The organism is Lysobacterales bacterium, from assembly GCA_016721845.1.
In the GTDB taxonomy this organism is placed as follows: domain Bacteria; phylum Pseudomonadota; class Gammaproteobacteria; order Xanthomonadales; family Ahniellaceae; genus JADKHK01.
Genome location: JADKHK010000013.1, coordinates 557,319 through 584,065, shown reverse-complemented (window position 1 = coordinate 584,065; position 26,747 = coordinate 557,319). Strand labels below are relative to the sequence as shown.

Genomic DNA, 26,747 nt, shown 5'->3' with positions numbered 1-26,747 from the left:
CCCGCGAGTTTAGCGAAGCGGGACGCGCGCCGCGCGCCCCGCTCATGACCGAAATGAATATCGATTCAGATGTTTACTCGATCGGCAGGTCGAGCATCATCTGGCGCACGTAGCGGCCCGGGGGCGAGCCGAAGGACAGCACAGTGTCGTTGTACTTGCGCATGTCGAACTGGTCGCCGTCGCGTTCACGCACCGCGTTTTCCAGATCCAGGTGCTCCTGAAAACCGACGAAATAGGTCGGCAGCTGGGTCGAGGTCAGTTGCGCCCGCACCCATTTGCCGGCGGCCTCGCGTTCCTGCTGGAAGCCCTGCACCGTCATCAGCGCCATCGCGTCTTCGCGGGTCATACCATCGACGTGGATGGCCTGGTCCATCAGCGCATTGGTGATGACGCGCAGGTACCACTTCAGGTTGATCAGCTTGAACAGCGGATCGTTGTCGAGATAGCCGGCGTCGACCATCATCTTTTCCGAATACACCGCCCAGCCTTCGACGAAGGAGCCGGACGAGAGCACCGCGCGCAGCGTCGACGGATGCTTGTTCGAATGCGCGATCTGCAGGAAATGGCCCGGCATCGCTTCGTGGATGCTCAGCTCCTCGATCGAGCGCGTGTTGTATTCGCGCAGGAAGGAATCGACCTGCTCGTCGCTCCAGTCGTCCGGAATCGGCGACACCGCGTAGAAAGTGTCGAGGTGCTTGTCGAGCGGACCCGGCGAATCGCAATAGGCCACCGACACGCCGCGCTGGAATTCCGGCATCAGGATGATCTTGACCGGCGATTCCGGCAGCGTGATCAGTCCCTTCTCGCGCACGAAGGCGGTCGCGCGCTCGGTGCTGGCGGTCGCGAGCTCGACCACCTTGTCGCGTGCCGGGCGGTCGGCATAGGCCAGCTCCAGCGCCGCTGCGATGCCCGCCTGCTGCTGCTCCGGCGTCGGTTGCTCCGGCATCTCCGGTGCCTTCGGCTGGTCTGCCAGCACCGCACGCGCGATACCGTACATTTCGGCACGCACGCGGGTCAGCTCGGCTTCGGCGCGCTGCTTGATCTCGCCGCGGCCGAGCGGCGAATTCAGCGCGAAGGCGAGCTTTTGGTCGTACAACGCGGCGCCGATGCGGAAGTCGCCCTTGGCGTTCGGCACCAGGGTTTCATCCAGCCACTTCTGGTGTTCCGCCACGGCGATGCGCAAGTTGGCAATCGCGTTTTCGGCGCGTTCCTTGTCCTCGTCGCCGAGCTGGCCGAGGTTCGGGGTGATGAACTGGTCGACCAGACCGAGGATGCCACCGTGCTGCTTGGCGACGGTCTCGGCATGGATCAGCGGCACCCGCGCCGGATCGAGATTTTCCCGCGCCTGCGCAAACAGCGCCGGGAGCTTTTCCATGCGCAGCGTCGCCGACTTCAGACGCTCCGGCAGCGGCGCGAATTCGCGCGCCATCAGCGTGTAGATGCTGCCGCCGGCCAGCTGGCCATAGACCTGAGGGTCCCAGGCCCAGCTCTGCAGCGTCTCGGTGCTCCAGATGTCGCTCTTGAGCTGGTTGCGCAGGATCGCGTCATCGATCTGGTTTTCGCGCGACAAGGACGCGGTATCGATCGCTTCCAGCGCCGTCAGCGTGCGGCGTGCGAGTTCGACCGCGGCCGTGCGCCCCTTGACGCTGAGATCCTCGATCTCGCCGTCGACGATATGGCTGCCCACCTGGGTCGCCGACACCGGATTCAGGCGGAACCAGTCGCTCAACCAGGAACGCGCCAAGGCCTCGAACTGCTGGTCATGATTGACTGCCGCGGGCTTGGCCACCTCCGCCACCGGCTCGGGCGTCTGGGTGCACGCAGTCAACAGGGGCAGACCAAGGGTGAGCGCAACGGCGAACGCGAGACGATTGACCGACATGACGGGCTCCGGAAAACGGGAGCGCAGCCTAGCAGCGCCGAACCCGCCTGCCATCTCCCGAGGGACGGGAAGTCACGCGACCGACACGTCTCAGCTCAGCGCCGCCGCCCACGGGTTGTAGGTACCAAACCACCACAGATGCCCTTCCGGATCGCGGCAACCGTAGCCGCGACCGCCGTAGTCCTGATCGCTGATCGGATCGACGATTTCGGCACCGGCCGCGAGCGCTTGCGCAAGATGCGCGTCGGCATCGGTCACGATCACGCACAGGGCCTGGGTATTGCGTCCGCCGATCTCGGACGGCGCGGCCATGCGTCGACCGTAGGCATCATCCCGTGCCGAACCGAGCATCAGCATCCCGCCGCCGTAGCGCAGTTGCGCGTGAGCGATGCCGCCCTCGCCATCCTCGTAGACCGCGTGCTTCTCGAACCCGAAGGCACGGCACAACCAGTCGATCATGGCCGGTGCGTTGCGATACCGCAGCGCGGGGATGATGCTGCTCTCGGAGATCGGCAGGTTCGCGCGCATGGCGGGGCTCACGGGTGACGGGAGCACGACTGTACGCCGATCACGACACCTGATTCACGTGGTGCCCGTGGATCAGGACGTCATCCGGTCCCAGAACGATTTCACGCCATCGACCCAGGAGGTCTGGCGCGGCATGTGGTCCTTGCCGTCGTCGAAGGTGGCTTCGAATTCCTCCAGCAGTTCGCGCTGGCGCTTGCTCAGGCGCACCGGCGTCTCGACGACGACACGGCACAGCAGGTCGCCCTGGTCATGGCCGCGCACCGACTTCACGCCCTTGCCGCGCAGGCGGAACAGCTTGCCGGTCTGGGTTTCGGCGGGCACCTTGATCTTGGCGTCACCATCCAGCGTCGGAATAACCAGTTCGCCGCCGAGCGCGGCCTGCGAGAAGCGGATCGGCACTTCGCAGTAAAGGTCATTGCCTTCGCGCTGGAAGATCTTGTGTTCGCGCACCATCATCTCGACGAACAGGTCGCCGCTCGGCGTGCCCGGCGGACCGGCATGGCCTTCGCCACCGAGACGCACACGGTCGCCGGTATCGACACCCGCGGGAATTTTCACCGCCAGCGTCTTTTCCTTCTGGATGCGACCATGGCCGCGGCAACTCTTGCACGGCTTCTCGATCTGCTTGCCGGTGCCGCTGCAGGTCGGGCAGGCCTGCTCGACGTGGAAGATGCCGCGTTGCGCGACCACGCGACCGCGGCCGCGACACATCGAACAGGTGCTGGTCTTCTTGTCCTGCGAACCGGTGCCGTCGCAGTCATCGCAGTTGACGACCGCGGGCACGTCGATTTCCTTGGTGGCGCCGAATACCGCCTCTTCGAGGTCGAGTTCGACCACGATGCGCGCGTCGGCACCGCGGCGCGGCTGCCCGCCGCCACGACGACCGCCACCGAACAAGTCGCTAAAGATGTCGCCGAAGATATCGCCGACATCCGAATACCCGCCGCCACCGCCGCCCATGCCCTGTTCGAACGCGGCGTGGCCATGCTGGTCATAGGCGCGACGCTTGGCCGGATCCGACAGGACTTCCCAGGCCTCCTTCGCCTCCTTGAACTTGGCCTCGGCATCCTTGTCGCCGTCGTTGCGATCCGGATGATGCTTCATCGCCAGCCGGCGATAGGCCTTCTTCAGATCGTCCTCCGACGCCGATTTCTCGACACCGAGCACTTCGTAGTAGTCGCGTTTGGACATCGCGTTGACCAGTCTGGATGAATTGCCGCGTAGGCTGGGTTGAATGCAATGAAACCCAGCTTGTTTGGAATCGATGTTGCCGGGTTTCGCTGCGCTCAACCCAGCCTACGTCGTGGCGTTGCCTAGAAACGCAAACCCGGACTGTTCGCACAATCCGGGTTGCGGGTTCGCATCAGGTCGGGCGACTTACTTGTCGTCCTTGACCTCGGTGAACTCGGCGTCGACGACGTCGTCGTTCTTCTGGGCCTGCGCGCCGGCGTCCGGACCCGGTCCGCCCTGCTGGGCACTGCCCTGGGCGGCGGCGGCGAGCGACTGTGCAGCGGCTTCGAGGGCGGCGATCTTCGACTCGATCTTGGCCTTGTCGTCGCCCTTCATCACCGATTCCAGGTCCTTCGCCGCTTCCTCGATACGACCGATCTGGTCGCCCGGCACCTTGGCGCCGTGTTCCTTCAGCGCCGAACGCACGCTGTGCACCAGTTGATCAGCCTTGTTGCGGACTTCGACCAGTTCCTGGAAGCGCTTGTCGTCCTCGCGATGCGCTTCGGCATCGCGCACCATCTGTTCGATCTCGGCTTCCGACAGACCGGAACCGGCCTTGATCTCGATCTTCTGTTCCTTGCCGGTCTTCTTGTCCTTGGCCGACACATGCAGGATGCCGTTCGCGTCGATGTCGAAGGTCACCTCGACCTGCGGCATGCCACGCGGCGCGGCGTCGATCCCGGCCAGATCGAACTTGGCCAGCGACTTGTTGTAGCGCGCTTCCTTGCGTTCGCCCTGCAGCACATGCACGGTCACTGCGGTCTGGTTGTCTTCGGCGGTCGAGAAGATCTGCGAGGCCTTGGTCGGCACCGTGGTGTTCTTCTCGATCAGCTTGGTGAACACGCCGCCCATGGTTTCGATGCCCAGGCTCAGCGGGGTCACGTCGAGCAGCAGCACGTCCTTGACCGCGCCCGAGAGCACGCCGGCCTGGATCGCCGCACCGATCGCGACGGCTTCGTCCGGGTTCACGTCCTTGCGCGGTTCCTTGCCGAAGAACTCGGTCACCGCGGCCTGTACGCGCGGCATGCGGGTCATGCCACCGACCAGGATGACCTCGGTGATGTCGGACGGCTTGATCTTGGCGTCGGCCATGGCGGTACGGCAGGGTTCGATGGTCTTCTTGACCAGATCGTCGACCAGCGCTTCGAGCTTGGCGCGCGTCAGCTTGACCGTCAGATGCTTCGGACCCGAGGCATCGGCCGTGATGTAGGGCAGGCTGACATCGGTCTGCTGCAGCGTCGACAATTCGATCTTGGCGCGCTCGGCCGCGTCCTTCAGGCGCTGCAGGGCCAGCGGATCCTTGCGCAGGTCGATGCCCTGCTCCTTCTGGAACTCCTCGACCAGGAAGTCGATGACGCGCTTGTCGAAGTCCTCGCCACCAAGGAAGGTGTCGCCGTTCGTGGCCAGCACTTCGAACTGCTTCTCGCCATCGACTTCGGCGATCTCGATGATCGACACGTCGAAGGTGCCGCCGCCGAGGTCGTACACGGCGATCTTGCGGTCCTTGCCGCCGGACTTGTCGAGGCCATAGGCCAGCGCCGCCGCGGTCGGTTCGTTGATGATGCGCTTGACGTCGAGACCGGCGATGCGGCCGGCGTCCTTGGTCGCCTGGCGCTGCGAGTCGTTGAAGTAGGCTGGCACCGTGATGACGGCTTCGGTGACCGCTTCACCGAGGAAATCCTCGGCGGTCTTCTTCATTTTCATCAGCACCTTGGCCGAGATTTCCGGTGGCGCCATGCGGCGCCCGTCAGAGGTGCCGACCCAGGCGTCGCCATTGTCGTGGCCGACGATGGCATAGGGCACCAGGTCAAGGTCCTTCTTCACTTCGGCATCGGTGAACTTGCGGCCGATCAGGCGCTTCACCGCGTAAAAGGTGTTCTTCGGGTTGGTCACGCCCTGGCGCTTCGCGGCCGCGCCGACGATGACTTCACCGTCCTTCGCGAACGCGACGATCGACGGCGTGGTGCGGTCACCTTCGGCGTTTTCGATCACGCGGACCGAACCGCCGTCCATGATCGCGACGCAGCTGTTGGTGGTGCCGAGGTCGATACCGATGATCTTGCCCATGATGTCTCTCCGGAAATCTTGAATGCCTTGCGGCGGATGGCGCTGTTATGAGGATGTGAACGCGGGGTTCAAGGGGGCGGGTCAGGCGTCTTCAGGCGGCAGCGGATCGGCGGCGACGGTGACCATGGCCGGACGAATCAGGCGCTCGTGCAGGCGATAACCGGTCTGGAACACGTCGATGATGGTGCCGGCCGACTTGTCGGCGCACGGAATCATCGCCATCGCCTGATGCCATTCCGGATTGAAGGCCTCGCCGACCGGATGCAGCCGCTTCAGGCCGTGCTGCTCGCTGGCCTTGAGCAGCAGCTTCAGGGTCAGGTCCATGCCCTCGCGCAACTTGAGCGGATCGCTGCCGCCCTGGCTCAGGCCCATTTCCAGCCCGTCGCAGACCGGCATCAGGTCGTTCAGCAGCTTTTCGACGCCGAACTTGCGCGCGCTGTCGACATCGCGTGCAGCACGCTTGCGCTGGTTGTCCATTTCGGCGAGCAGGCGCACCTGCTCGTCGCGCGCGGCACCGAGCTGGTTCGCCAGATCGCGGATGCGCGCTTCCATTTCCTCGACCGGCAAAGCGCCGAAGTCGTCGCCGTCCACCGGCGTCGTGTCCTGGTTCATCGAATTCTCCATGCTTCGGCCCAGCGGCCGGATTGCCCCGACCGGCTTATGGGGCCAGCCCGGCGTTCTTCAAGGCACCCGAGAGGATCCGCGCCGTCGTCTGCACGACCGGAATGACGCGGTCGTAGTCCATGCGCGTGGGTCCGATCACGCCGATCACGCCAAGCATGCGTCCGTCAGCACCGTAAGGCGCGGTGACGACGCTGCAGGACCCGAGCGGGGCATAGCCCGATTCTTCGCCGATGAACAGCCGAACGCCCTCGGCATGCACGCAGCCTTCAAGCAGGCGGGCGAGCTCGCGCTTGCGATTGAAGGCTTCGAACAGGTCGCGCAAACGCTCGACGCTGGCCATCTCGGACAGTCCCATCAAGTTGGTCTGGCCCGACACCACGAACTCTTCGCTCGACTGGCAGCGGAACGAGGCATTCGCGAGATCGATGGCCGAACGCAACACGCGGTCGATGGAATCGCGTGCCACCTCCATCTCGGCGACGATGCGCCGCCGGATCTCGTCCAGCGGCAGGCCCGAGAAATTCTGGTTCAGGTAGTTCGCGACCTGTTCCAGCTCGTTCGGTGCATAGGCCCGCGGCAGGTCGAGCACGCGGTTCTGCACTTCGTTGTCGGTGAACACCAGGATCACCAGCACCCGATTCGGTCCCAGCGGCACGAAATCGATCTGGCGGAAAGCGAACTGTTCGCGCTTCGGCACCGTCACCAGGCCGACGAAATGGGTCAGCTGGCTAAGCACGCCGGACACCCGGCCGAGCACTTCGTGGGTGCTGCCGCCGCTCGGGATTTCGCGCTGCAGCGCATCCATCTCGTCCGGGCGCGGCGCCTGCAGTTGCAGCAGCGAATCGACGAACAACCGGTAGCCCTGGGCCGTCGGGATCCGCCCGGCCGAGGTATGCGGCGCCGCGATCAGGCCGACTTCTTCGAGGTCCGACAACACATTGCGGATCGTCGCCGGGCTCAGGTCGAGGCCGCTCTGCTTCGCCAGCGTGCGCGAACCCACGGGCTCGCCATCGCGGATGTACTGCGCGATCAGCGTCCGCAACACGTGTCGCGAACGGGCATCGAGTTGGTCGGCAAGGCGGCGGCTCATGATGCACACAAGATGGGGATTCCCGGCACGCTATCAATGCGACTGTGCAAGGGTCAATTCGGCGCCCGCGCTTGTGTAACATCGGCCACGATGGATACCTCCGACCTGTTGTGGTTTGCCAGCGCCCTGATCCTGCTGACCAACGGCTCGACGTTGGCCGCGCTGGCACCCGCCAGCCTGTTCCGGCGCAGCCTGTTCGAGTATTCGGGCGGGCTGGCCTTGAGCGGCCTGGCCCTGCTGATCCTGTCCTTCCGCGAGCGCTTGCCTTACTCGCCGCCGGTTTCGGTGAGCAACAGCCTGCTGGTGCTCGGGGTGTTGATGATCGCCGGGGCGGTCTTGCGACTGTTCGGGCATGCCGCCGGTTGGCGCTCGCTGCTGGCACTCATCGCCGTCCTGGTCGTGCTGCAGTTCCTGATGCCGGCGGGACCCGCAGGTGAACCCTTCCGCTATGGCCTGGTCCTGGTCGCGGTCCTGATCTCGGTCAGCGTCCGCATCGTCGTGGCGCTGCGCCGACACGATCGCAGCGAGCGTGGACCGGTCCTGCTGATGTGCGCGGTCCTCGGCATCAATGCGCTGATGGCCGCGGCCAATCTCGCGGCGCTCGTCCTCGAACCGGAATCGGCCCTGCGCAGCCAGCGCCAGGGGGTCATGGCGCTCGCGATCGCGTTGATCTCGGTGATTGCGATGATCACCACCATGCTGATCGTCAATTCCCGCACGCATGCGGCCCTGCGCCGGCTGGCCGACAGCGACGACCTGACCGGGGCGCTCAATCGGCGCGCATTCTTCGAACAGGCGGCGCCGACGCTGCGCGGCGCGCCGGGGCGGCGCGTGGCGATGCTGGATTTCGATCATTTCAAGCAGATCAACGACCGCCACGGGCACCGCAGTGGCGACACGGCATTGAGCGCCGGCGTCGGCGACGTGCTGACACGTCTGGATGGCCATGGCCTGGTGGGTCGACTCGGTGGCGAAGAGTTCGCCATGGTCTGGGCGCCCGACGGGCCGGCGCCGGATGAATTGCGCGCCGCCTTGTCGCTGGCCGCCAGTCGCGCCACCGGTGTGCCGATCACGGTCTCCATGGGCACGACCCTGCATCGCGAGGGCGAACCGCTCGAAACCGCGTTGCATCGTGCCGACGAAGCCCTGTACCGCGCCAAGGCCGAAGGCCGTGACCGCTGCCTGAGCCATTGAACCCGACGCGGTTCGCGATGACGCGGTGGCCCCGGCTTTGCTAGCCTCTCCGGCATGCTGCGTACCCTGTTCGTCAAAGATTTCGCGATCATCGATGGCGCCGACGTGAATTTCGCGTCCGGCATGAGCGTGCTCACCGGCGAAACCGGCGCCGGCAAGTCCCTGCTGGTCGATGCCCTGATGCTGCTGGCCGGTGGTCGCGGCGATGCCGGCGTGGTCCGCCACGGCGCCGAACGCGCCGAGATGTCGGCCGAGTTCGATCTGCGCGCCCTGCCCGCCCCCCGTGCGTGGTTGCGCGAACAGGAACTCGACGACGAAGAGCACGTGCGTCTGCGCCGCGTGATCCGCGCCGACGGCAGCTCGCGCGCCTGGATCAATGATCGTCCGGTGTCGTTGGCGGTGCTGCGCGAGGCCGCCGCGTTCCTGGTCGAAATCCATGGCCAGCACGAACATCAGGCCCTGCTCTCGCGCAAACACCAGCTCGCCCTGCTCGACGCATTTGCGCAACACCCCGACCGCATCGACGATGTGCAGCGTGCGGCCCGGCAGATCGCCGACATCGATCGGCAGATCGCCGAACTGGCCGGTGCCGAAAAAGGCGATCCGGATCGACTGGATTACCTGCGCTTCCAGCACCAGGAGCTGAAGAAGCACGCGCTCCCGGGCGAATCGTATGCGCGTCTGGTCGACGACCACCGCCGACTCGCGCATGCCGCCACCCTGCTCTCCGGCAGCCAGCAATTGATTGACGCGCTGGACAGCGACGACGATCGCTCGGCGACCTCCCTGCTCGCGCACAGTGCGACCGATGCACGCAAGCTCGCCCAGCTCGACCCGGCGCTGGCCGCGGTGGCGGAATTGCTCGAATCGGCCGGCATCCAGGTGGTCGAGGCGATCAACGAACTGGAACGCTATCGATCGGGCCAGGACCTCGATCCGCAACGCTACGGCGAACTCGACGCGCAGCTCGGCAAGCTGCACGAACTCTCGCGCAAGCATCGCGTGCCCGCCCAGGAACTGGGTCTGCGACTCGACGAACTCGCCGACGAAATCGACCGACTGCAGCATGCCGGCACCCGCATCGATGCACTGCGCCGCGAACGCGACGCGGCGCAAGTCGAGTACACCCGCGCCGCCAAGGCGCTCTCCGAATCGCGTCGGTTCACCGCCACCACGCTCGCCGCACGCGTGACTGGACTATTGCGCGAACTCGCGATCGCGGGCGCGTTCGAGATCCAGATCGAGGCGACCGATGATCGCGCGTTTCCGTTGTCCGGGCGCGACGACGTCGAATTCGTGGTCAGCCCGAATCCGGGCCAGCCGGGACGACCGCTGCGCAAGATCGCGTCCGGCGGCGAACTGGCACGGATCAGCCTCGCCATCGAAGTCGCGGCAATCGGCTCCGACGACGTGCCGGTGATGGTGTTCGACGAGGTTGATTCCGGCATCGGCGGTGCCACCGCGGAAGTGGTCGGGCGCAAGCTGCGCGAACTCGGATCGACACGGCAGGTCCTGTGCGTCACCCACCTTGCCCAGGTCGCGGCGCAGGGTCATCAGCATTTCGCTGTGCGCAAGACGGTCGTCGATGGCCAGACCCGCACCCGCATCGATTCGCTGGAAGCCAAGCCGCGGGTCGACGAAATCGCGCGCATGCTCGGTGGTGTCGAAATCACCAGCGCCACCCGTTCCGCCGCGAAGGAAATGATCGCGGCGGCGCGCTGAACCGCGCGTTCCTGCCCCTCTCCCGTCCAGGGAGAGGGGGACAACACGGGAACTACTTCAGACGCACATCCTGCACGAATTCGACGCCGCGGTCGGCGACGCGCATCTGCATGTCAATGCGGTCGATCGAATCGGCATAGACCTTCTGCAGGGCTGCCATCGTCTTCTGCAACTCCATCGCTTCCGGATCTTCGGACGTCGCGAGGTCCGCCGACGCCTGCGCGAAGATCGTCTGGAAGAACGCGCCGCCATAGCCGATCGACAACAGCGTCTTGTTGTCGGCATCGGCCGCGAGCGTGTCCTTCAAGGTCGTCGACTCGCCGTCGCCGATGCTGACGCCGATCGCGGCATCGGTCATCAGCGCATGCATCGGACCCTTCACCGGGATCGACGGATCAGCCGGAAGGGCCTTGAGTTCGCCATTCGGCTGCAGATTCAGTGCGGCGACCTGCGGTGCGAAGCCGCCGAGCATGCCGATCAAGCCGGCCGGGCTCTTCGATCCGATCAGCAGCTTTCCGGCGAATTCGGGTTCGGACGACGACGCACCCTCGACACCGGGTTGCGGCATCGCGAACTTGCTGGCGATCACGTGCACCGCATTGAACGCACTCGCCGCCATGTACAGGCCCGGATTGCTGAACTGTTCCTTGGCCTTGGTCGCACCGTCGTTCAGGTCGGCCAGGGCCGGGCAGGCATACGGTGCCGCGATGATCGCGTCGGCCTGCTTGTTCGCGAAATTCGCGAGCGCTTCGAGGTTCATCGCGAAGCCGAAGTTGAGGGCGCTGCCGGCCGTGGCGTGGGCGCCAGGCAGCGGTGCAGGCACCGGCTGCAGGTCGGCGGCGATATCGGGACGGAGCTCCAGCAGCATCTTGGCCTGCATCGACTTGGCCTCGAACTGGGTGTAGCCGAACACGAAGCGCGGCATCGCCTTGGCAATCGCGTCATAGTCCTTTTCGCAGGTCGCCTTCATGTCGGCCGCGGCGGGCGCATCGGCCGCCGGCTGGGCATCGTCGACCAGCGCGATCAGCTTGCGCGTGTCGACATAGCCGCTCGAATACGGCGTGTAGCCGAACTCCTTGTTCAACGCGACCAGCTTGCCCGAGGCCGCCAGCGACTGCTTCGGACGATCCAGGCCAAATGCAGTGCGCAGCGCAGCGTCGTCCTGGGTGCTGCTCAGGAATGCGAGAACGAGTTGCGATCCATCGATCGCGGCGACCAGGCGACCCTTGCCTTCCGCATCGGCGAAGTTCCAGTAGTCGAGCGCATCGACCTTGGCGGTCGGGACCTTGTCGCCGGCGTTCTGCTCGATGCGCGCGATGAAGGCGCGGGTCTTGGCCGAATCCGCCAGTTCCAGTCGCACGACCGGGCGCGCTGCCACTTCATACATCGCGTAGCGCATCTGCATGTCGATGCCGAGCTCGGCCATGATCTGCTCGGGCGTGCGGTCGCGAGTCTCGGCCGCGAGGGCACGCGCCCACTTCACGCCCTTGCCTTCCGGGTCTTCCTTGGCCAGCTCCTGCTCCACCATCTTGGCCTGCATCGCATAGATGCCGGACACTTGGGCGAACTGTTCCATCCACGCCTTGGTCACGGCCTTGGGCATCGGTTCGACGTTCGCGAACACGAAGGCCGTATCCGCCGGAACGTAGTCGAGCGGGCCGACCGTGGACACGGCCGACAGCGACAGTGCGCCCGACCCGGGCGCGCCCGGCTTCATCACGTAGTAGGCGGCACCCGCGGCAGCCAGCACCGCGCCGACAATCAGCAGCTTCTTCATCTTGTTCCCCGTTGGATTCGGCGGCGCCACCCGAAGCCGCGCCGCATCATTGGCTTATTTCTTCCGCTTCGGGCGGACATAGAGCACGAGGCTGTGCTCTTCCAGTTCGTAACCATGTCGCGCCGCGATCTCGTGCTGGCGCCGCTCGATCTCGGCGTCGACGAATTCGATGACCTTGCCGGTCTCGATGCAGACCATGTGATCATGGTGTTCGCCACGATCCAGTTCGAAGACGGCCTGGCCACCCTCGAAATTGTGCTTGGAGACGATGCCGGCGGCCTCGAACTGGGTCAGCACGCGGTACACGGTGGCCAGGCCGATGTCGTCGTTGTGCTTGAGCAATTCCTTGTAAACGTCTTCCGCCGTCATGTGCATGCCGTGCTTCTCCTCGAGGATTTCGAGGATACGCACGCGCGGCAGCGTGACCTTCAGGCCGGCCTTGCGCAAATCCTGCGTTTCCATGCGGGGTGGGCTCCGGAACGGTTGCGATTCAGGCCGGCAGTGTATCATCGCGGCTTCGTTTTCCCGGTGAGTTCCCGATGCTCCGAATCGCCCTGCTGCTCGCGCTGACCCTGCTCAACGGCTGCGCCCTGATCTACAAGATGGACATGCGCCAAGGCAACATTGTCGACCAGAAGATGGTCGATCAGTTGAAGCCGGGCATGACCATGCGCCAGGTCGAACTGGTGATGGGTACACCGCAGGTGTCGTCGCCGTTCAACCAGGATCGCTGGGAATACGTGACCAGCAACAGTCACCGCCGCAAGGAACCCGAGATCAAGACGCTGACCCTGCACTTCGAGAGCGGCACCTTGAGCAAGATCGAAGGTGACTGGCTGCCGAAGTCCGGCGACGAATTGCTGGAGGAAAGCAAGGAACTCCAGCGCAACATTCCCGAGGACAATCGCAAGGTCAAGAACGGCTGAACTTGCGCTTCGCCTGTACGCCGACCGGATTGCGTTCGGCGCGTTGTCGCCGCGCCTGCTTGGGATCGGCGACCAGCGGACGATAGACCTCGACGCGATCGGCCTCGCGCAACAGGGTCGCCAGCGTGACGCGACGATTCCACACGCCGACCTGCTCGTCGTCGATGTCGCCCAGAGGCAATCCGGATGCCGCGATCGCGTCGGCCACGCTGGCACCATCGCGCAGGTTCAGTACGACGCAATGCTGGACATCGGCCGTTGCGTACACGACCTCAATCCGCATCGCCCTGCTCCGGAAGCTGACGCGCGACGCGCGCGAAATCGTCGACCATGCGATCCGCCAGCCCCTGGAAACCGATTGCGAGTGCCGATCCGACGAAGCGTCCGGCCATTTCGAAATCGAGGTGCAGATTCACGCGACAGCCCCGCTCGCCGAGCGCGGTGAAGGTCCAGGCGCCGCGCAACGCCGCGAATGGTCCCTCGACCAGTTCGAGGTCGATGCGTTCGGGCCGAATGAAGCGGTTGCGCGTGGCGAACGACGACTGGAAGCCGGCAAAACTGAGATCGAGTTTCGCCAGCATCGACCCGGCATCACGCTCTAGCACGCTGGCACCGCGACACCAGTTGAATGCGTCGGGATACGCCGCCACTTCGTTGACCAGGTCGAACACCACGGCGGCAGGCCGCGCGATCAGGCTGCTGCGATCAATCCGGCTCACTCATCCACCCTTCCGGCAAGGCGCGCATTCTAACCGGTGCACCTGCCCCGCTACACTGAAGCCATGAACAAGAAAAAAGACAAGGACGACAGTCGCGGCGGCACCATCGCGCTGAACAAGCGCGCGAAGCACGAGTATCGTTTTGACGAACGCATCGAAGCCGGCATCATGCTGCAGGGCTGGGAAGTGAAGTCGCTGCGTGCCGGCCGCGCCAACATCACCGACGGCTACGCGATCATCAAGAACGGCGAGATCTTCCTGTTCGGCGCGCAGATCATTCCGCTGTCCGCAGCCTCGACGCATGTCGTTCCCGAGGAGCGGCGCACGCGCAAGCTGCTGATGCATCGCGCCGAGATCGACCGCCTGGTCGGCCAGGTCGAGCGCAAGGGTTACACGCTGATCCCGACCGCGCTGTACTGGAAGAACAACAACGCCAAGCTCGAGATCGGCCTCGCCCAGGGCAAGAAGGAACACGACAAGCGCGCCGCCGAGAAGGACCGCGAGTGGCAGATCGAGAAGCAGCGAACGATGCGCGCGAAAAACCGTGACGCCTGATCGGTGAACCATCGGCAACGGCCGTCATTGAATTGGACAGCGGCGACCTCCATACTGGTCACGTCGTAAACACACGGGGATGATCGGCTTCGACGGGAGGCGTGAAATCACTGAGTGCATGCCGAGGGGGTGGCTTTCCTCGTTAATCCAGCTGCAAACTCTAGTTGCCAACGACGACAACTACGCTCTGGCCGCTTAAGGCCTAAGCCTCGACCGCGAAAGTGCCCGTGCTTTCAAAGGTCGAGTCATGCTTGCGGGATAAGCGCTGCCTGTGCTCGGGTTGCAGCGACGAAAATCAACGAGCTGGCTCCAGGTTGAGCGCGCGTCTCGGCGTGCCTGGTGCGAGATCAAAGAGACGCTAAGCATGTAGGACTTGGGACGTAGCACTTTCGGACGGGGGTTCAATTCCCCCCATCTCCACCAATCAGAAGGGCCCGGATGATCTCCGGGCCCTTTTTCTTTGCTGCGATCCCCGCGCTGCGCGGGCTTCCAGTCTTCGGCCTTGCGGGCGCCACTCTGCCCGGGTCAGCTTTAAGTGAGCGTCAACACCATAGGACCCAGACAAGCTCACTCACTTGTCCCGGCGTTCGATTCCGAGCTGGTCGTTTCCAGCCAGACCGGCGTCAATCCCATGAGTCTTGCCAGCCCAGGATTTTCCCTGGCCGGGGCATCCAGCGACTCGCAAGACTACCGAACGGTCTCGGCGTCAACGGAGAGCCGAACTTGCTCCTGTGGCTCCGGGTTGTTGTTCATCATTCCAATTTTTCGAGGGACGCCATGCGGGATCGCAATCGTTCGGCAGCAGGCGTGGCCTCCTGCAGTAGCTGATCCCAGTTATCCGGCGGGTGGCCGCTGTCAAGCATCTTCCGAAACACTCGGTACGCATCGTCATCACTTTCATAGGCGCGTTTCGAGTCGTCATCGTTCACCCACGCCAGCACGATCACTTTGCTGGACAGGTGGTAGCGAAAGAACAAGCGGAACTGCTGGAAAAACTTGGCACGGAACCAGTGCTTGTAGTCGTCGCCGAGCGTGTTGCCTTGGCGGTACTCCGGCCGCGTCGGGTCTTGCGGTATGACGTCAAACGCCAGTTTGGTGATCGCGGCAAGCCGCTTGCTGGCGTTCTTTTTCACGTACCCGACCGCATCCTTCTGCTTCAAGTCGTCGACCTGTTGCGCCAGTGCTTCAATCTGCGCCAGGAACAGCGGATGCGCGAAGACCGTCCAGCCGCGAATGACCAAGGGCACAGGCTCGCCGCGACTCATTCATCGTCCACCGACAAGGGGGCGTCGAGATCGACTTCGACACCGCTGGCCAGGGATTTGAGCCGCTGCACGAAGGCCGCGTCGATGGCCCGCAGACGCTCCGGATGGCTGGCGATGTCACGGGCCAGAAAGTCCAGAAACTGGCCGAGCACCGGGTCGTCACCTGCCGAGGCTTCAACGCGCGTCAGCACGACCTCACCGCTGGGGCGGATCGTGTAGTGGATCTTGTCGCGCTTGCCCAACCGCAGGGCGCGTCGCACGGTCTCCGGAACCGTGGTCTGGTAGCGGTCGGTCAACGTGGATTCGACTTCTAGGGTGGCAGGCATGTCGTCCTCCAAGGACCATGAGGTGGGATGCGCCGATGGTAATGCATTCGCATTGTCGTGGCAATGCAGATGCATTGCTCACGCCAAACGATGCGTACGAGCCGCAGTCTCAGGCGGTGACTGGTGACCTGCCTACCGATTCGAACACCGCTTTCCCGACACTTGGTCCATCTGACCAATGTTCCTGAAAACGGCCAAATGTCCCCACCCAGGGACTCAGCCGGAACGCCTTTCTCTGCGTCTTGAGACACGGACGCGGGTTCAGTTCCGGCGTGCACCACCACTTCAAAACCCAGCCGCGAACCGGCTGGGTTTTTTCTTTTCGGCGGCGGACTCACACCTTCTTCAGGAATTCGGACTTGAGCAGCATCGGGCCGAGGTCGGTTTTGCAGTCGATGTCGTGGTCGCCGTCGACGATGCGGATGTTGCGGATCTTGGTGCCCATCTTCAGCGGCGACGTGGCCCCCTTCACCTTCAGGTCCTTGATCAGCACGACGCTGTCGCCATCGGCGAGCACGCTGCCGTTGGCGTCACGCACGATACGGACGGCATCGGCCTCGATGGCAACGGCGACCGCCGCCGGCGACCATTCGTGGCCGCAGTCGGCGCAGACCAGCTGGTCGCCGTCGGGATAGGTGTTGTCCATGGCACACTGCGGACAGTTGGGCGTGGCGGGCATGCATGAACTCCGGAGCGGGCAATGCCGAGCATTTTCGCGTCCCGAGGCCGATCCGACAACGGCTTCGGCCCGATCGGCGCGGATGCCGCGCGGCCGAAGCCACGACGCACCCACCTTGTCACGCGAACCATCGGCCCCAAGACGTAAGATCGGGCTCGCCTCGGCCCGCATGTCACGCAAGGAGCACGGATGCCACATGAAATCGGTCTGATCACCACCATCGCCGCGAGCCTGGCGTTGGCGACGCTGTTCGGGTTCGGTGCCGCGAAGCTGCGATTGCCGCCGATGCTCGGTTATTTGTTGGCCGGCTTCGTGCTCGGCCCGGCCACGCCCGGTTTCGATGCCGATCTGGTGCTGGCTTCGCAGCTGGCCGAAATCGGCATCATGCTGATGATGTTCGGCGTCGGCCTTCACTTCTCGATCGAGGACCTGCTGGACGTCAAGCGTGTCGCCATCCCCGGCGCGCTGGTGCAGATCACGCTGTCGACCACGCTGGGTGCGATCGTCGGCCACAGTTTCGGCTGGCCGTGGCTGACTGCCATCGTCTTCGGTCTGTCGCTGTCGGTGGCCAGCACCGTGGTGTTGCTGAGGGCGCTGGAGTCTCGGCATCTACTCGACACCCACACCGGCCGCATCGCGATCGGCTGGCTCGTGGTCGAAGATGTAGTGATGGTGTTGGCCCTGGTGCTGCTGCCGCACCTCGGCGGTCTGTTCGGAGAAGTGGATGCCACAGTGCCGCGTGCAGCACTCGGACCCGCGCTGGCCTTGACCTTGCTGAAACTGGTTGCGTTCGTGGCCTTGATGCTGGTCGTCGGCAAGCGACTGCTGCCACGACTGCTGTGGATGGTCGGCGGCACCGGCTCGCGCGAACTGTTCACGCTGAGCGTGATCGCGATTGCACTCGGGGTTGCGTTCGGCGCGGCCAAACTATTCGATGTCAGCTTTGCGCTCGGCGCATTTTTCGCCGGCATGATGATGCGCGAGTCCGAGCTCAGCCATCGCGCTGCCGAGGAATCATTGCCGCTGCGCGACGCGTTCGCGGTGCTGTTCTTCGTGTCGGTGGGCATGCTTCTCGATCCCGCCACTTTGCTGAACCAGCCACTGCAGATTGCGGCCGTGGTCGCGATCATTCTGGTCGGTAAGATGCTGATCGCCACCCTCACCGTGCGCCTGCTCGGCTATCCACTCAATACCGCGCTGACCATGGGAGCCGGCGACGCGCAGATCGGCGAGTTCTCGTTCATCCTGTGCGCGCTGGCGATCAGCGAAGGCCTGATGCCCGAGTCGGCACGGCAACTGGTCGTGGCCGGCGCGCTGATCTCGATCTCGCTGAACCCGCTGCTGTTCAGGGCAATCGCACCGATCCAGAACTGGGTGCGTTCGAATTCGCGGGTCGCACGGCTGATGGAGCAGAGTGTCGACCCCTTGTCCGAACTGCCGATGAGCACCGATCAGCGCCTGCTCAGCGGACAAGTCGTGATCGTCGGATTCGGCCGCGTCGGTCGCCGGCTGGCGGAACGCCTGCGCATCGAGGGCATTCCATTCGTCGTCGCCGACCAGAATCGTGAGCGCATCGAAGCACTGCGTGCCGCCGGAATTCCCGCCGTATCAGGCGACGCGACTGAGCCGGCGACCTTGATCCAGGCACACGTCGCACGCGCAGCGATGATGGTGATCGCGCTGCCGGACAGCCTGGATGCACGCAAGATGATCGACGTCGCGAAGCTGCTGAACCCGAAGATCCATTGCGTCGTGCGCACGCACAGCGACGATGAGGCCGAACTGCTGCGCGCCGAACGTGTCGGCGAGGTGTTCATGGGTGAGCAGGAGCTGGCACGCGCGATCGGCGAACATGTGGTGACCCAGATGCGCTTACGCAACGATGCTGCACCGGCGCAATGAGATCACTGCGCTTCGACAATCGCTTCATACGCGAACTGCCGGGCGACCCGCTCGACGACCCGCGCAGCCGCGAGGTCAACGATGCCCTGTGGTCGCGCGTCGCGCCGACGCCGGTATCGGCGCCGCGCCTGCTGGTGCACTCGCGGTCGGTCGCCACAGCCATCGGCTTCGACGCCGATGAGATTGCTTCGCCGCATTTCGCGCAGGTCTTTGCGGGCAATGCGCTGATCACGGGCATGCAGCCGTTTGCGACCCGTTACGGCGGGCATCAGTTCGGCCACTGGGCCGGGCAGCTCGGCGATGGCCGCGCGATATCGCTTGGAGAGGCCATCGGACCGGATGGACGCCGGCATGAATTGCAACTCAAGGGTGCCGGGCGCACGCCCTACTCGCGCCATGCCGACGGCCGCGCGGTGCTGCGTTCATCCCTGCGCGAATTCGTCTGCAGCGAGGCGATGCACGCGCTCGGCGTACCGACGACGCGGGCACTGTCATTGGTCACGACCGGTGACGCGGTCATCCGCGACATGTTCTACGACGGACACGCAGTCCCGGAACCCGGCGCCATCGTGTGCCGGGTCGCGCCGTCCTTCCTGCGTTTCGGCCACTACGAAATCCTCGCGGCAAGCAACGAGCCTGGGCTGCTCGCACGTCTGATCGACTTCACCATGGACCGCGACTTCCCCGAACTCGAAGGACCGCGGGCGGAGCGTCGCGCCCGCTGGTTCCGCACGATCTGCGAGCGCAGCGCAGAACTGTCCGCACACTGGATGCGCATCGGTTTCGTGCATGGTGTGCTCAACACCGACAACATGAGCGTGCTCGGATTGACGATCGACTATGGCCCGTACGGCTTCGTCGAGGACTACGACCCGGCCTTCACCCCAAACACGACCGATGCACAAGGTCGGCGTTATGCCTACGGCCGGCAGCCCGCGATCGTGCACTGGAACCTGGCGCGGCTCGGCAGCGCCCTGCTCGGCCAGATCGACGAATCCAGCCTGCAGGACGGGCTCGACCACTACGGTCGACACTATCAAGCCCGCGCACGGGCGATGACCAGCGCGAAGTTCGGTCTCGACGAGATGCACGACGACGACATCGCCCTGGTCGGTGACGCCTATGCGCTGCTTGCAGCGAGCAGCATCGACTACACGCTGTTCTTCCGCACGCTGGCGATGTCGACGCGGCCCGAAGATTTCCTGGCCCATGCCTATGACGACGCGCGCTACCACGCGTCGCTGCCGAAATTGCAGGACTGGCTGCTTCGCTACGCGCAGCGCGTCGCCACGATCGATCCGGCATGGCGCTTGGCGCGAATGACATCGGCAAACCCGCTGTACCTGCCGCGCAACTGGCTGTGCCAGGAAGCCATCGATGCTGCGGAACAGGGTGACCTCGCGCCGCTGCAGCGTTTGATCGACGCGACCGCCGATCCCTACACCGATCGCGCCGAATTTGCGCATCAAGCCGGCAAGCGCCCCGACTGGGCGCGCGACAAGGCCGGCTGCTCGATGTTGTCGTGCAGTTCCTGAATTGCGGATTGGGTCGGACGAAACACAAATCGGGCCACAAGTGGCCCTCCTGCAAACAGCATCGACGGTCCGGCTCTCTGTAGGAGGGCCACTTGTGGCCCGACCGTTCGCGACCCGACCGCTCGCGCCCCAACCTCGCGGCCCGACTGCTACACATCGTGCACCCAAAGCCACCGGTATTCCGAGGGCTGATCGCACAACCCCGCACGCACCGGATTCCGTGCCACGTATTCCGTCGCCAGCGCAAGCTCCCGTTCGTTTCTGATGGCGCGATCATGGAACGCTTGCGCCCAGAACGCACCGACGCGACCGAGCGCGGCATTTCCAGCCCTAGCCGTACGTGACTTGAACCGATTCATGAATCGCTGCAACGAGACGGTTTGGCCAAGTCTGACGATGCCGTGCCAGTGATCCGGCATCAGTACCCACGCGCGAATCTCGGCATCGCCAAACAAGGTGCTGTCGCGATGCAATGAAGCAACTGCATCCGCCACGCGCGGATCGGCCAACCATGGGGTTCGATGCAATGTCACCGTGGTGACCAGATAACAGCAATGGCTCATCGACATGCGGCCACGGCGCAATGCGGCATGACCGCGGCGATCGGGGTTGACGTTCATGCGCGAATCGTCGTGCTTGCAGCGGCTTCCAATCGCCGGCGAATAGCGGAAGCTGTACTGGGAATTTTCTGAAGCGGTCGGGCCACAAGTGGCCCTCCTACAATCAGCATCGAAGGTCCGGCTCTCTGTAGGTCGGGCCACAAGTGGCCCTCCTACAATCAGCATCGAAGGTCCGGCTCTCTGTAGGCCCGACCGCTCTTGTGGCCCGACCCACATTCTTCAAACCACCAACAGCATCCGCGCCACGCACCCGTTTGCATCACGGCGATTTTCCAGGGTGAGCGAGCCGCCGTGGCCTTCGGCGATCTGGCGGGCGAGGACGAGGCCGATGCCGCTGCCGCCGGGCTTGGTGGTGAAGAACGGCACGAAGAGATTGTCGGTCGCGGCCAGGCCGGGGCCGTGGTCGATGACCTCGATCACCAGCAGCTGGCGGTCACTGCCGCCATCGTGATCGATGCGCGCGACGAGCCGGATGTCTCCGGCGTGATGCATCGCCTCGGCGGCATTCTTGAGCAGGTTGATCAGTGCTTGCTCGATCTGGTCGGGATCGATATCGACGATCGCAGCATCCACGTCGACGCAATCGCAGATCACCCGAACGCCCTGCTGCAACTGCGCGACCCGCGCAAGCAGCGCCGACACATCGGTGGGACGCTTCGCCGGTGGCGGCAATCGCGCCAGCGTCGTGTAGCCCAGCATGAAGCGCGTCAACGCTTCGGCGCGTTCGCCGATGAGGTTCAGGCCGGTCGCGAGATCGTCGCGCCAATCCGCCGGCAACGGATCGCGCACGGTCATCGTGCGCAAGGTGCCGGCCATCGACCGGATCGGCGCCAATGAGTTGTTGAGTTCGTGTCCGAGCACGCGGATCAGACGCTGCCAGGCCTGCCGCTCTTCCTCGCGCAGGGCGCGGCTGAGATCGGTCAGTACCACCAGTTCATGCGGCAATCCGCCTTCGCGAAAGGTCGAACGGCGGACATCGAAACGCCCCTCGCCCCCGGGGAAACTGCGGCGCAGCGTGCGCGCGCCTTCGACGGCGAGGCAGTCGAGCAGGCCCAATGCCTCGGCACTGCGGCCCTCGGCGTCGCGCGGATGCAGGCCGAGCAGGCGCGCACCGGCCGGATTGATCAGACGCAGGTTCTGGTTTGCGTCGAACGCGAACACGGCGATGTCGATCTCGGCCACCACCTTGGACAACAACGCCATCGTCTCTTCGACCCGCAGCCGCTGCTCGCGCAGCGTTTGCGACAGCGCATTGACTTCCCAGATCACCTCGCCGATCGCATCGCCGCGACGGGCGCGCGATCCGCGCAGCGAATAGTCGCCCTCGCGCAGGGCTTCGAGCAGATTCGACAGCGTGTACAGCGGAAACACCACACGAGCACGCAGGCGCGTCGCCAGCAGCAGCGACAACAGCAGGGCCGAGCCCAGCAGCATCACCCAGTGTTGGCGGGCACTGGCCGAGAGCACCATCGACACGGCCACCAGCAGCATCGGCACCATCACGCCGAGCGCAGCCAGCAGGATCGTCGCCTCGTAGCTGAGCCAGGGCCTGCGCCCGTGTTCGCTGCGGATGCCGGGCACGAGACGCATGTTCAGTCGCCACGCAGCCCGTATTTTTCGAGGCGCCGATACAGGGCGCCACGGCTCAGCCCAAGCAGGCCGGCAGCCTTGAGCACATTGCCGCCGGTGCGATCGAGCGCATTCCGGATCATCGCCTCTTCGGCTTGCTCGATCGTTTGGGCATCGGCCGACGGTGCGGGCGCTGCGCCGCCATTCGACTTGGCAACGGGCGGCAGGCTCGGGTCGAGCGCGAAATCCTCGATCACGTCGCCGGACGTCATCAGCACCGCGCGCTCGACCAGGTGCCCGAGCTCGCGCACGTTGCCGGGCCAGTGGTAGGCCTCCAGCTGGCGCAGGGCCGACGGTGCCACACGCAGGTCCTGACGTCCGTAGCGTTCGCCGAACCGCGCCAGATAATGCGCGGTCAGGGCGGCGATGTCCTCGCGCCGTTCGCGCAGCGGCGGCAGACGGATTTCCAGCGTGTTCAGCCGGAACAGCAGGTCCTTGCGAAAACTGCCGGCGTTCACCAGCGCCGCGAGATCGGCATTGGTCGCCGAGATCACGCGCACGTCGACTTTCAGCGTGCGCGACGAACCGACCCGCTCGAGCTCGCGATCTTCCAGCACGCGGAGCAGTTTCGGCTGCTGCGATGGCGGGATGTTGCCGATCTCGTCGAGAAACAAGGTGCCGCCATCGGCGACCTCGAAGCGGCCGACACGATCGCTCTTGGCATCGGTAAATGCCCCCTTGACGTGACCGAACATCTCGGCCTCGAACAGGTGCTCGGGTACACCGCCCATGTTGACCTTGATGAAGGGTCGGTCGCTGCGCCGCGAGGCTTCGTGCAGATGCTTGGCGATCACGCCCTTGCCGGTGCCGTTGTCGCCGGTGATCAGGATGTTCGCGTCCGACGGACCGACCCGACGAATCATCTCCAGCACCGGCTGCATCGCCCGCGACTGCGCGATGAAACCCTCGGCCTCGTCACCCCGCAGGTAACCGTTCTCGGCATCGAGCTTCTCGACCCTGCGCTGCGCTGCACCGAGCGCGATCTGGTTGCGCAGGATGCTGAGCAGGCGATGGTTGTCCCAGGGCTTCTCGACGAAGTCGCCAGCGCCATGGCGCATCGCCTGCACCGCGAGATCGATCGTGCCCCACGCGGTCATCACCACGATCGGCAATTGTGCCTCGATCGCGCGCAACTGCTGGATCAACTCGATGCCCTCGCGTCCCGACGTGGTATCGCGGCTGTAGTTCAGATCGAGCAGCGCACAGGCGAAATGCTGGCGCTTCACCGCCGCGATTGCCGCCTCGGGATCGGAGACGACGACGCAGGCCATGTCTTCGGCCTTGAGCATCATGCGCAGTGCTTCGAGCACATCGCGCTGGTCGTCGGCGATCAGGATCGGGAGTTGGGACATGACGCGATGTTAGCCGCTGCCATCAGACTTCGGTCAGCCAGCCGTCGAACAGGGACACCACACGCTTGGCCATTTTCGCGTAGGCCTCGTTGTGGGTGACCTGGACGATGGTGGTGCCCTCGCCGTTCAACTGCCGCAACAGATCCATGATCATCTGGCCCTGGCTGGAATGCAGGGCGCCGGTGGGTTCGTCGGCGAGCAACAGGCGCGGCCGTGCGATCACCGCGCGCGCGACCGCGACCAGCTGCTGCTGTCCGCCCGAAAGCTGGTTCGGATACAGGTCCTTCTTGCCGACGATCTGGAACCGATCCAGCGCATCGGCAACCCGCGCCGTGCGTTCCCGCGTCGGCACGTCGCGATATTGCAGCGGCAGGTCCAGATTCTCGGCCACGGTCAGATCGTCGATGAGGTGATAGTGCTGGAAGATGAATCCGACCTTGTCGCGCGCGAAGGCCTGGCGCTGTTTCGCGCTCATGCCCTGCACCTTGTGGCCGTCGAAGGCGAATTCGCCGCTCCAGTCGTGGTCCATCATGCCGAGCACATTCAGCAGGCTGGTCTTGCCGGAGCCGGACGGCCCGGTGATCGAGATGAAATCGCCTTCGGCGATGTCCAGCTTGATGTTGCGCAACACCCAGCTGCGGCCGCTGGCGATCGGGTAGGAACGTTCGAGATTGCGAAGTTCGATCATGCTCAGGCTCATTCGTGGCGGAGCGCCGTCATCGGCGAAACGCGCGCAGCGCGGCGCGCGGGAAACCAGCTGGCACTGAAGATCGCCACGGCCAGCACGAGCGCCGCGGCCGCGAAGGCGATCACGTCGCCGGCAACCAGGCCGAACACCAGGCCGGACACAGCCAGCGCCAGCGCGATGGCGAATCCGAGGCCGACGACGAGACCGATCGCGCCCAGACGCAGCCCGCGCCGTAATACGTCGCGTTCGATCCGCGCCGGCGTCGCGCCCATCGACAGGCGCACGCCGATTTCGCGGGTGCGGCTGGCCACGAAATAGGCGATCAGCCCGTAGGTGCCGATCCCGGCCAGCAGCAAACCGAGCGCCCCCAGCGTGCCCGCGACCGCGCTGGCCACGCGCTGCGGCAACAAGGCCAGCGCGACCGTGTCGGACAACCCGTGCACGGTCGGCTTCGGCAGGTTGCCGTCGACGCGCGTGACCGCATCACGGACGATGCGCGCGATCTCGTTCTGCGGCAGGAGGCTGTGCACGAACAACGTGTATTGGCCGGCATCACGCTGCCAGGTCGGCACGTAGAGGAAGGGTTTGTCGACCTCGGACAGGCGGGCGTAACGACTGTCGGCGGCGATGCCGACGATGCGCACCTGCCCGGATTCGACGCCGTCGTACTTGATGCTGCGACCGAGTGCCGATTGCGTGCCGAACAAGGCCGTCGCCATGGTGCGGTTGACGATCACGACCGGATCACCGCTGGCATGACGCGCACGGCTGAACGTCTCGCCTTCGACGGCGATGTCGAGGGTGCGGAAATAGTCCTCGGACACGATGTCGGTCGCGGCGTAACGGATGTCTTCCGGCGTATTCTCGTCACCGACCGTCCCCAGCACCATTTCCGAACCCGACAGCGGCACGGCACGCGCATAAGCGACGTGTTCGATGCCGGGCGTGTTGCGGATCGCTTCGGCCACGTCGAGCGCGACTTGCTGCTGGCGCGGATTGTCGTAGCCGGTCGGTTCGAGATCGAGGTCGGCGGTGTAGACGCCATCGACGCGGAACCCGAGTTCGATCGCATGGGCGCGGTCGAGCGCACGCAGGAACAGCGCCGACGCGACCAGCAAGACCAGGGTCAGCGCGACCTGGGCGACGACCAGGAACTCGCGACTGCGACTGCGCGATACCACGACGCCACGCGAAGCCTCGCTCAGGCGAGCCTGCACGCTGCGCCACGCCGGCCACATGCCGAACACCAGGGCGGCCATCACCGCCGCACCCACCGAAGCCAGCAGCGGCCGCCAGCCGAGGTCAAGCGAGACCTCGATCGGGAATGGCGTGGGCAAGGCGCCGAGATCGACGGCGCCGAGCAGCAGTTTCGCGATCAGCACGCCAACGACGGTCGAGATCGCCGCCAGCAGCAGCGACTCGTTGAACAACATGCGCGTCAGCCGCCAGCGACCGGCACCGAGCGCGCTGCGCACCGACAATTCGCCGGCGCGCGCTTCGCCGCGGGCGAGCATCATGCTGGCGACGTTGACGCAGGCGATCAGCAGCACCAATGCGACCAGCGCCATCATCACGCCGCTGAACAGGGTGAACTCGCGCGCGATGTCGTTCGGCAATGCACCCAGCGGCAACGCATTCATGGTCTGGTCCGGCCGCGCTTCGCCCGGATCCGGATTCGCCTTGTTGAAGGCATCCCAGCGCGCACGCAGTTCCGCGCGGGCCTGCTCGATGGTCGCGCCGGATTTCAGTCGCGCACCGCTCAGCAGCCAGCTCGCGCCGACGACATCGAGCAAATCGCCGTTCGAAGGCTGGACCTGGCGCTGCATCGACAGCGGCACGTACAAATCCGGCGACAACAGCGACACATGGCTGCGAAAGTCGCGGGCGGCGACGCCGATCACCGTGAACGACTGGCCGTTCAAGGTGATGGTGCGACCGACGACATCGGCATCGCCGTCGAAATACTTCAGCCAGGCGGCATGACTGATCACCGCGTGCGGGCTGGCACCGCGCTTGGCGTCGGCCTGTGGCGACAGCAATCGGCCGCGCTCGGCGCGCACGCCGAGCAAGTCGAAGTAGTTTTCGCTGACCATGAATCCGAAGGCGCGCGTCGGCTCCTTGCCGGCCACCAGATTCACCGGCAACAAGGTCCATGCATACATGCCTTCGATGGCAGTGCTCGGCGCGTTGAACTCGCGCAGCAGCGGTGCCGAAATCGTGTCGAGGCTGCCGTCGCGGCCACGCCCGGTCTCGATCAGCCGATCCGGCGCATCGATGCCGTGCACCGGCTGCAGCAACAGGGCATTGGCCGCCGCGAACAGCGCGGTGATCGCGCCGATCGACAACGCCAGCGCACCGATCGCGAACGCGCTCGACCAGGGCTGGTTGAGCAGTTGGCGCAGGCCGGACTTCAAGTCATTCCAGAACGTCTGCATGG

24 protein-coding genes and 1 other RNA gene are annotated in these 26,747 nt (G+C 64.9%); 7 read left to right on the top strand and 18 right to left on the bottom strand.

Features of this window, described 5'->3' with window-relative positions:
* Nucleotides 1-73: 73 nt before the first annotated feature.
* From IPP28_10025 to hrcA, 6 genes are all read right to left on the bottom strand, one after another.
* Entirely contained in the window at nt 74-1,882 is a 1,809-nt protein-coding gene (locus tag IPP28_10025; GenBank protein MBL0041356.1) for a DUF885 domain-containing protein, read from the bottom strand.
* A gap of 90 nt (nt 1,883-1,972) precedes the next feature.
* Entirely contained in the window at nt 1,973-2,410 is a 438-nt protein-coding gene (locus tag IPP28_10020; protein MBL0041355.1) for a VOC family protein, read from the bottom strand.
* Nucleotides 2,411-2,482: 72 nt separating this feature from the next.
* Nucleotides 2,483-3,601: a molecular chaperone DnaJ gene (dnaJ, locus tag IPP28_10015; GenBank protein ID MBL0041354.1), complete on the bottom strand. Its 1,119-nt coding sequence runs from the start codon at nt 3,599-3,601 to the stop codon at nt 2,483-2,485.
* A gap of 186 nt (nt 3,602-3,787) precedes the next feature.
* A complete protein-coding gene (gene dnaK / locus IPP28_10010; protein MBL0041353.1) occupies nt 3,788-5,707 on the bottom strand; it encodes a molecular chaperone DnaK in 1,920 nt (639 codons plus the stop codon).
* 81 nt (nt 5,708-5,788) lie between these two features.
* Nucleotides 5,789-6,319, bottom strand: coding sequence for a nucleotide exchange factor GrpE (gene grpE, locus IPP28_10005; protein ID MBL0041352.1), 531 nt, complete (start codon nt 6,317-6,319; stop codon nt 5,789-5,791).
* Nucleotides 6,320-6,365: 46 nt separating this feature from the next.
* Nucleotides 6,366-7,421, bottom strand: a complete 1,056-nt coding sequence (gene hrcA / locus IPP28_10000; protein MBL0041351.1) for a heat-inducible transcriptional repressor HrcA — start codon at nt 7,419-7,421, stop codon at nt 6,366-6,368.
* 90 nt (nt 7,422-7,511) lie between these two features.
* Between hrcA and IPP28_09995 the strand changes: the two genes are divergently transcribed.
* A complete protein-coding gene (locus IPP28_09995; protein ID MBL0041350.1) occupies nt 7,512-8,615 on the top strand; it encodes a GGDEF domain-containing protein in 1,104 nt (367 codons plus the stop codon).
* A gap of 54 nt (nt 8,616-8,669) precedes the next feature.
* Nucleotides 8,670-10,337 (top strand): DNA repair protein RecN, encoded by a 1,668-nt coding sequence (gene recN, locus IPP28_09990; GenBank protein MBL0041349.1) that lies wholly within the window; start codon nt 8,670-8,672, stop codon nt 10,335-10,337.
* Nucleotides 10,338-10,389: 52 nt separating this feature from the next.
* Here the strand turns inward: recN and IPP28_09985 are convergent, their stop codons facing one another.
* A complete protein-coding gene (locus IPP28_09985) occupies nt 10,390-12,114 on the bottom strand; it encodes a hypothetical protein (protein ID MBL0041348.1) in 1,725 nt (574 codons plus the stop codon).
* A gap of 54 nt (nt 12,115-12,168) precedes the next feature.
* Nucleotides 12,169-12,576, bottom strand: coding sequence for a ferric iron uptake transcriptional regulator (fur, locus tag IPP28_09980; protein ID MBL0041347.1), 408 nt, complete (start codon nt 12,574-12,576; stop codon nt 12,169-12,171).
* Nucleotides 12,577-12,653: 77 nt separating this feature from the next.
* Between fur and IPP28_09975 the strand changes: the two genes are divergently transcribed.
* The gene (locus IPP28_09975) at nt 12,654-13,040 is read left to right on the top strand and encodes an outer membrane protein assembly factor BamE (protein MBL0041346.1); all 387 of its coding nucleotides are present in this window, start codon (nt 12,654-12,656) and stop codon (nt 13,038-13,040) included.
* On the opposite strand, the gene IPP28_09970 is transcribed toward IPP28_09975, so the two are convergent.
* Nucleotides 13,027-13,323, bottom strand: a complete 297-nt coding sequence (locus IPP28_09970) for an RnfH family protein (protein ID MBL0041345.1) — start codon at nt 13,321-13,323, stop codon at nt 13,027-13,029. The genes IPP28_09975 and IPP28_09970 overlap by 14 nt on opposite strands.
* Nucleotides 13,313-13,759, bottom strand: coding sequence for a type II toxin-antitoxin system RatA family toxin (locus IPP28_09965; protein MBL0041344.1), 447 nt, complete (start codon nt 13,757-13,759; stop codon nt 13,313-13,315). The genes IPP28_09970 and IPP28_09965 overlap by 11 nt, the downstream gene beginning before the upstream one ends.
* Nucleotides 13,760-13,822: 63 nt before the next feature.
* On the opposite strand from IPP28_09965, the gene smpB reads away from it, so the two are divergent.
* Both smpB and ssrA read left to right on the top strand, forming a co-directional pair.
* Nucleotides 13,823-14,314: an SsrA-binding protein SmpB gene (smpB, locus tag IPP28_09960; protein ID MBL0041343.1), complete on the top strand. Its 492-nt coding sequence runs from the start codon at nt 13,823-13,825 to the stop codon at nt 14,312-14,314.
* A 75-nt stretch (nt 14,315-14,389) separates the two neighbouring features.
* Nucleotides 14,390-14,737: a transfer-messenger RNA gene (ssrA, locus tag IPP28_09955) on the top strand.
* Between the two features lie 329 nt (nt 14,738-15,066).
* Here ssrA and IPP28_09950 read toward each other — a convergent pair.
* The 3 genes from IPP28_09950 to IPP28_09940 form a co-directional block, all read right to left on the bottom strand.
* A complete protein-coding gene (locus IPP28_09950) occupies nt 15,067-15,579 on the bottom strand; it encodes a type II toxin-antitoxin system YhaV family toxin (GenBank protein MBL0041342.1) in 513 nt (170 codons plus the stop codon).
* Entirely contained in the window at nt 15,576-15,905 is a 330-nt protein-coding gene (locus IPP28_09945; protein MBL0041341.1) for a type II toxin-antitoxin system PrlF family antitoxin, read from the bottom strand. Before IPP28_09945 ends, IPP28_09950 begins: the two co-directional genes overlap by 4 nt.
* Before the next feature lie 334 nt (nt 15,906-16,239).
* A complete protein-coding gene (locus IPP28_09940; GenBank protein MBL0041340.1) occupies nt 16,240-16,584 on the bottom strand; it encodes an alkylphosphonate utilization protein in 345 nt (114 codons plus the stop codon).
* A 189-nt stretch (nt 16,585-16,773) separates the two neighbouring features.
* Here IPP28_09940 and IPP28_09935 point away from each other — a divergent pair, with 189 nt between their 5' ends.
* Both IPP28_09935 and IPP28_09930 read left to right on the top strand, forming a co-directional pair.
* The gene (locus IPP28_09935) at nt 16,774-18,486 is read left to right on the top strand and encodes a cation:proton antiporter (GenBank protein ID MBL0041339.1); all 1,713 of its coding nucleotides are present in this window, start codon (nt 16,774-16,776) and stop codon (nt 18,484-18,486) included.
* A complete protein-coding gene (locus tag IPP28_09930; GenBank protein MBL0041338.1) occupies nt 18,483-20,021 on the top strand; it encodes a YdiU family protein in 1,539 nt (512 codons plus the stop codon). Before IPP28_09935 ends, IPP28_09930 begins: the two co-directional genes overlap by 4 nt.
* Nucleotides 20,022-20,170: 149 nt before the next feature.
* On the opposite strand, the gene IPP28_09925 is transcribed toward IPP28_09930, so the two are convergent.
* From IPP28_09925 to IPP28_09905, 5 genes are all read right to left on the bottom strand, one after another.
* Entirely contained in the window at nt 20,171-20,782 is a 612-nt protein-coding gene (locus IPP28_09925; protein MBL0041337.1) for a transposase, read from the bottom strand.
* 78 nt (nt 20,783-20,860) lie between these two features.
* Complete coding sequence (locus IPP28_09920) at nt 20,861-22,231, bottom strand: hypothetical protein (GenBank protein MBL0041336.1); 1,371 nt, start codon at nt 22,229-22,231, stop codon at nt 20,861-20,863.
* A gap of 2 nt (nt 22,232-22,233) precedes the next feature.
* A complete protein-coding gene (locus IPP28_09915; GenBank protein MBL0041335.1) occupies nt 22,234-23,622 on the bottom strand; it encodes a sigma-54-dependent Fis family transcriptional regulator in 1,389 nt (462 codons plus the stop codon).
* 22 nt (nt 23,623-23,644) lie between these two features.
* A complete protein-coding gene (locus IPP28_09910) occupies nt 23,645-24,310 on the bottom strand; it encodes an ABC transporter ATP-binding protein (GenBank protein MBL0041334.1) in 666 nt (221 codons plus the stop codon).
* Nucleotides 24,311-24,318: 8 nt separating this feature from the next.
* Entirely contained in the window at nt 24,319-26,745 is a 2,427-nt protein-coding gene (locus tag IPP28_09905; GenBank protein ID MBL0041333.1) for an ABC transporter permease, read from the bottom strand.
* Nucleotides 26,746-26,747: the final 2 nt, after the last annotated feature.

What these genes read in the sequence shown, in the direction of transcription:
- IPP28_10025 (MBL0041356.1), bottom strand. Translation starts at nt 1,882, where the DNA reads ATGTCGGTCAATCGTCTCGCGTTCGCCGTTGCGCTCACCCTTGGTCTG.
- IPP28_10020 (MBL0041355.1), bottom strand. Translation starts at nt 2,410, where the DNA reads ATGCGCGCGAACCTGCCGATCTCCGAGAGCAGCATCATCCCCGCGCTG.
- dnaJ (MBL0041354.1), bottom strand. Translation starts at nt 3,601, where the DNA reads ATGTCCAAACGCGACTACTACGAAGTGCTCGGTGTCGAGAAATCGGCG.
- dnaK (MBL0041353.1), bottom strand. Translation starts at nt 5,707, where the DNA reads ATGGGCAAGATCATCGGTATCGACCTCGGCACCACCAACAGCTGCGTC.
- grpE (MBL0041352.1), bottom strand. Translation starts at nt 6,319, where the DNA reads ATGAACCAGGACACGACGCCGGTGGACGGCGACGACTTCGGCGCTTTG.
- hrcA (MBL0041351.1), bottom strand. Translation starts at nt 7,421, where the DNA reads ATGAGCCGCCGCCTTGCCGACCAACTCGATGCCCGTTCGCGACACGTG.
- IPP28_09995 (MBL0041350.1), top strand. Translation starts at nt 7,512, where the DNA reads ATGGATACCTCCGACCTGTTGTGGTTTGCCAGCGCCCTGATCCTGCTG.
- recN (MBL0041349.1), top strand. Translation starts at nt 8,670, where the DNA reads ATGCTGCGTACCCTGTTCGTCAAAGATTTCGCGATCATCGATGGCGCC.
- IPP28_09985 (MBL0041348.1), bottom strand. Translation starts at nt 12,114, where the DNA reads ATGAAGAAGCTGCTGATTGTCGGCGCGGTGCTGGCTGCCGCGGGTGCC.
- fur (MBL0041347.1), bottom strand. Translation starts at nt 12,576, where the DNA reads ATGGAAACGCAGGATTTGCGCAAGGCCGGCCTGAAGGTCACGCTGCCG.
- IPP28_09975 (MBL0041346.1), top strand. Translation starts at nt 12,654, where the DNA reads ATGCTCCGAATCGCCCTGCTGCTCGCGCTGACCCTGCTCAACGGCTGC.
- IPP28_09970 (MBL0041345.1), bottom strand. Translation starts at nt 13,323, where the DNA reads ATGCGGATTGAGGTCGTGTACGCAACGGCCGATGTCCAGCATTGCGTC.
- smpB (MBL0041343.1), top strand. Translation starts at nt 13,823, where the DNA reads ATGAACAAGAAAAAAGACAAGGACGACAGTCGCGGCGGCACCATCGCG.
- IPP28_09950 (MBL0041342.1), bottom strand. Translation starts at nt 15,579, where the DNA reads ATGAGTCGCGGCGAGCCTGTGCCCTTGGTCATTCGCGGCTGGACGGTC.
- IPP28_09945 (MBL0041341.1), bottom strand. Translation starts at nt 15,905, where the DNA reads ATGCCTGCCACCCTAGAAGTCGAATCCACGTTGACCGACCGCTACCAG.
- IPP28_09940 (MBL0041340.1), bottom strand. Translation starts at nt 16,584, where the DNA reads ATGCCCGCCACGCCCAACTGTCCGCAGTGTGCCATGGACAACACCTAT.
- IPP28_09935 (MBL0041339.1), top strand. Translation starts at nt 16,774, where the DNA reads ATGCCACATGAAATCGGTCTGATCACCACCATCGCCGCGAGCCTGGCG.
- IPP28_09930 (MBL0041338.1), top strand. Translation starts at nt 18,483, where the DNA reads ATGAGATCACTGCGCTTCGACAATCGCTTCATACGCGAACTGCCGGGC.
- IPP28_09920 (MBL0041336.1), bottom strand. Translation starts at nt 22,231, where the DNA reads ATGCGTCTCGTGCCCGGCATCCGCAGCGAACACGGGCGCAGGCCCTGG.
- IPP28_09915 (MBL0041335.1), bottom strand. Translation starts at nt 23,622, where the DNA reads ATGTCCCAACTCCCGATCCTGATCGCCGACGACCAGCGCGATGTGCTC.
- IPP28_09910 (MBL0041334.1), bottom strand. Translation starts at nt 24,310, where the DNA reads ATGATCGAACTTCGCAATCTCGAACGTTCCTACCCGATCGCCAGCGGC.
- IPP28_09905 (MBL0041333.1), bottom strand. Translation starts at nt 26,745, where the DNA reads ATGCAGACGTTCTGGAATGACTTGAAGTCCGGCCTGCGCCAACTGCTC.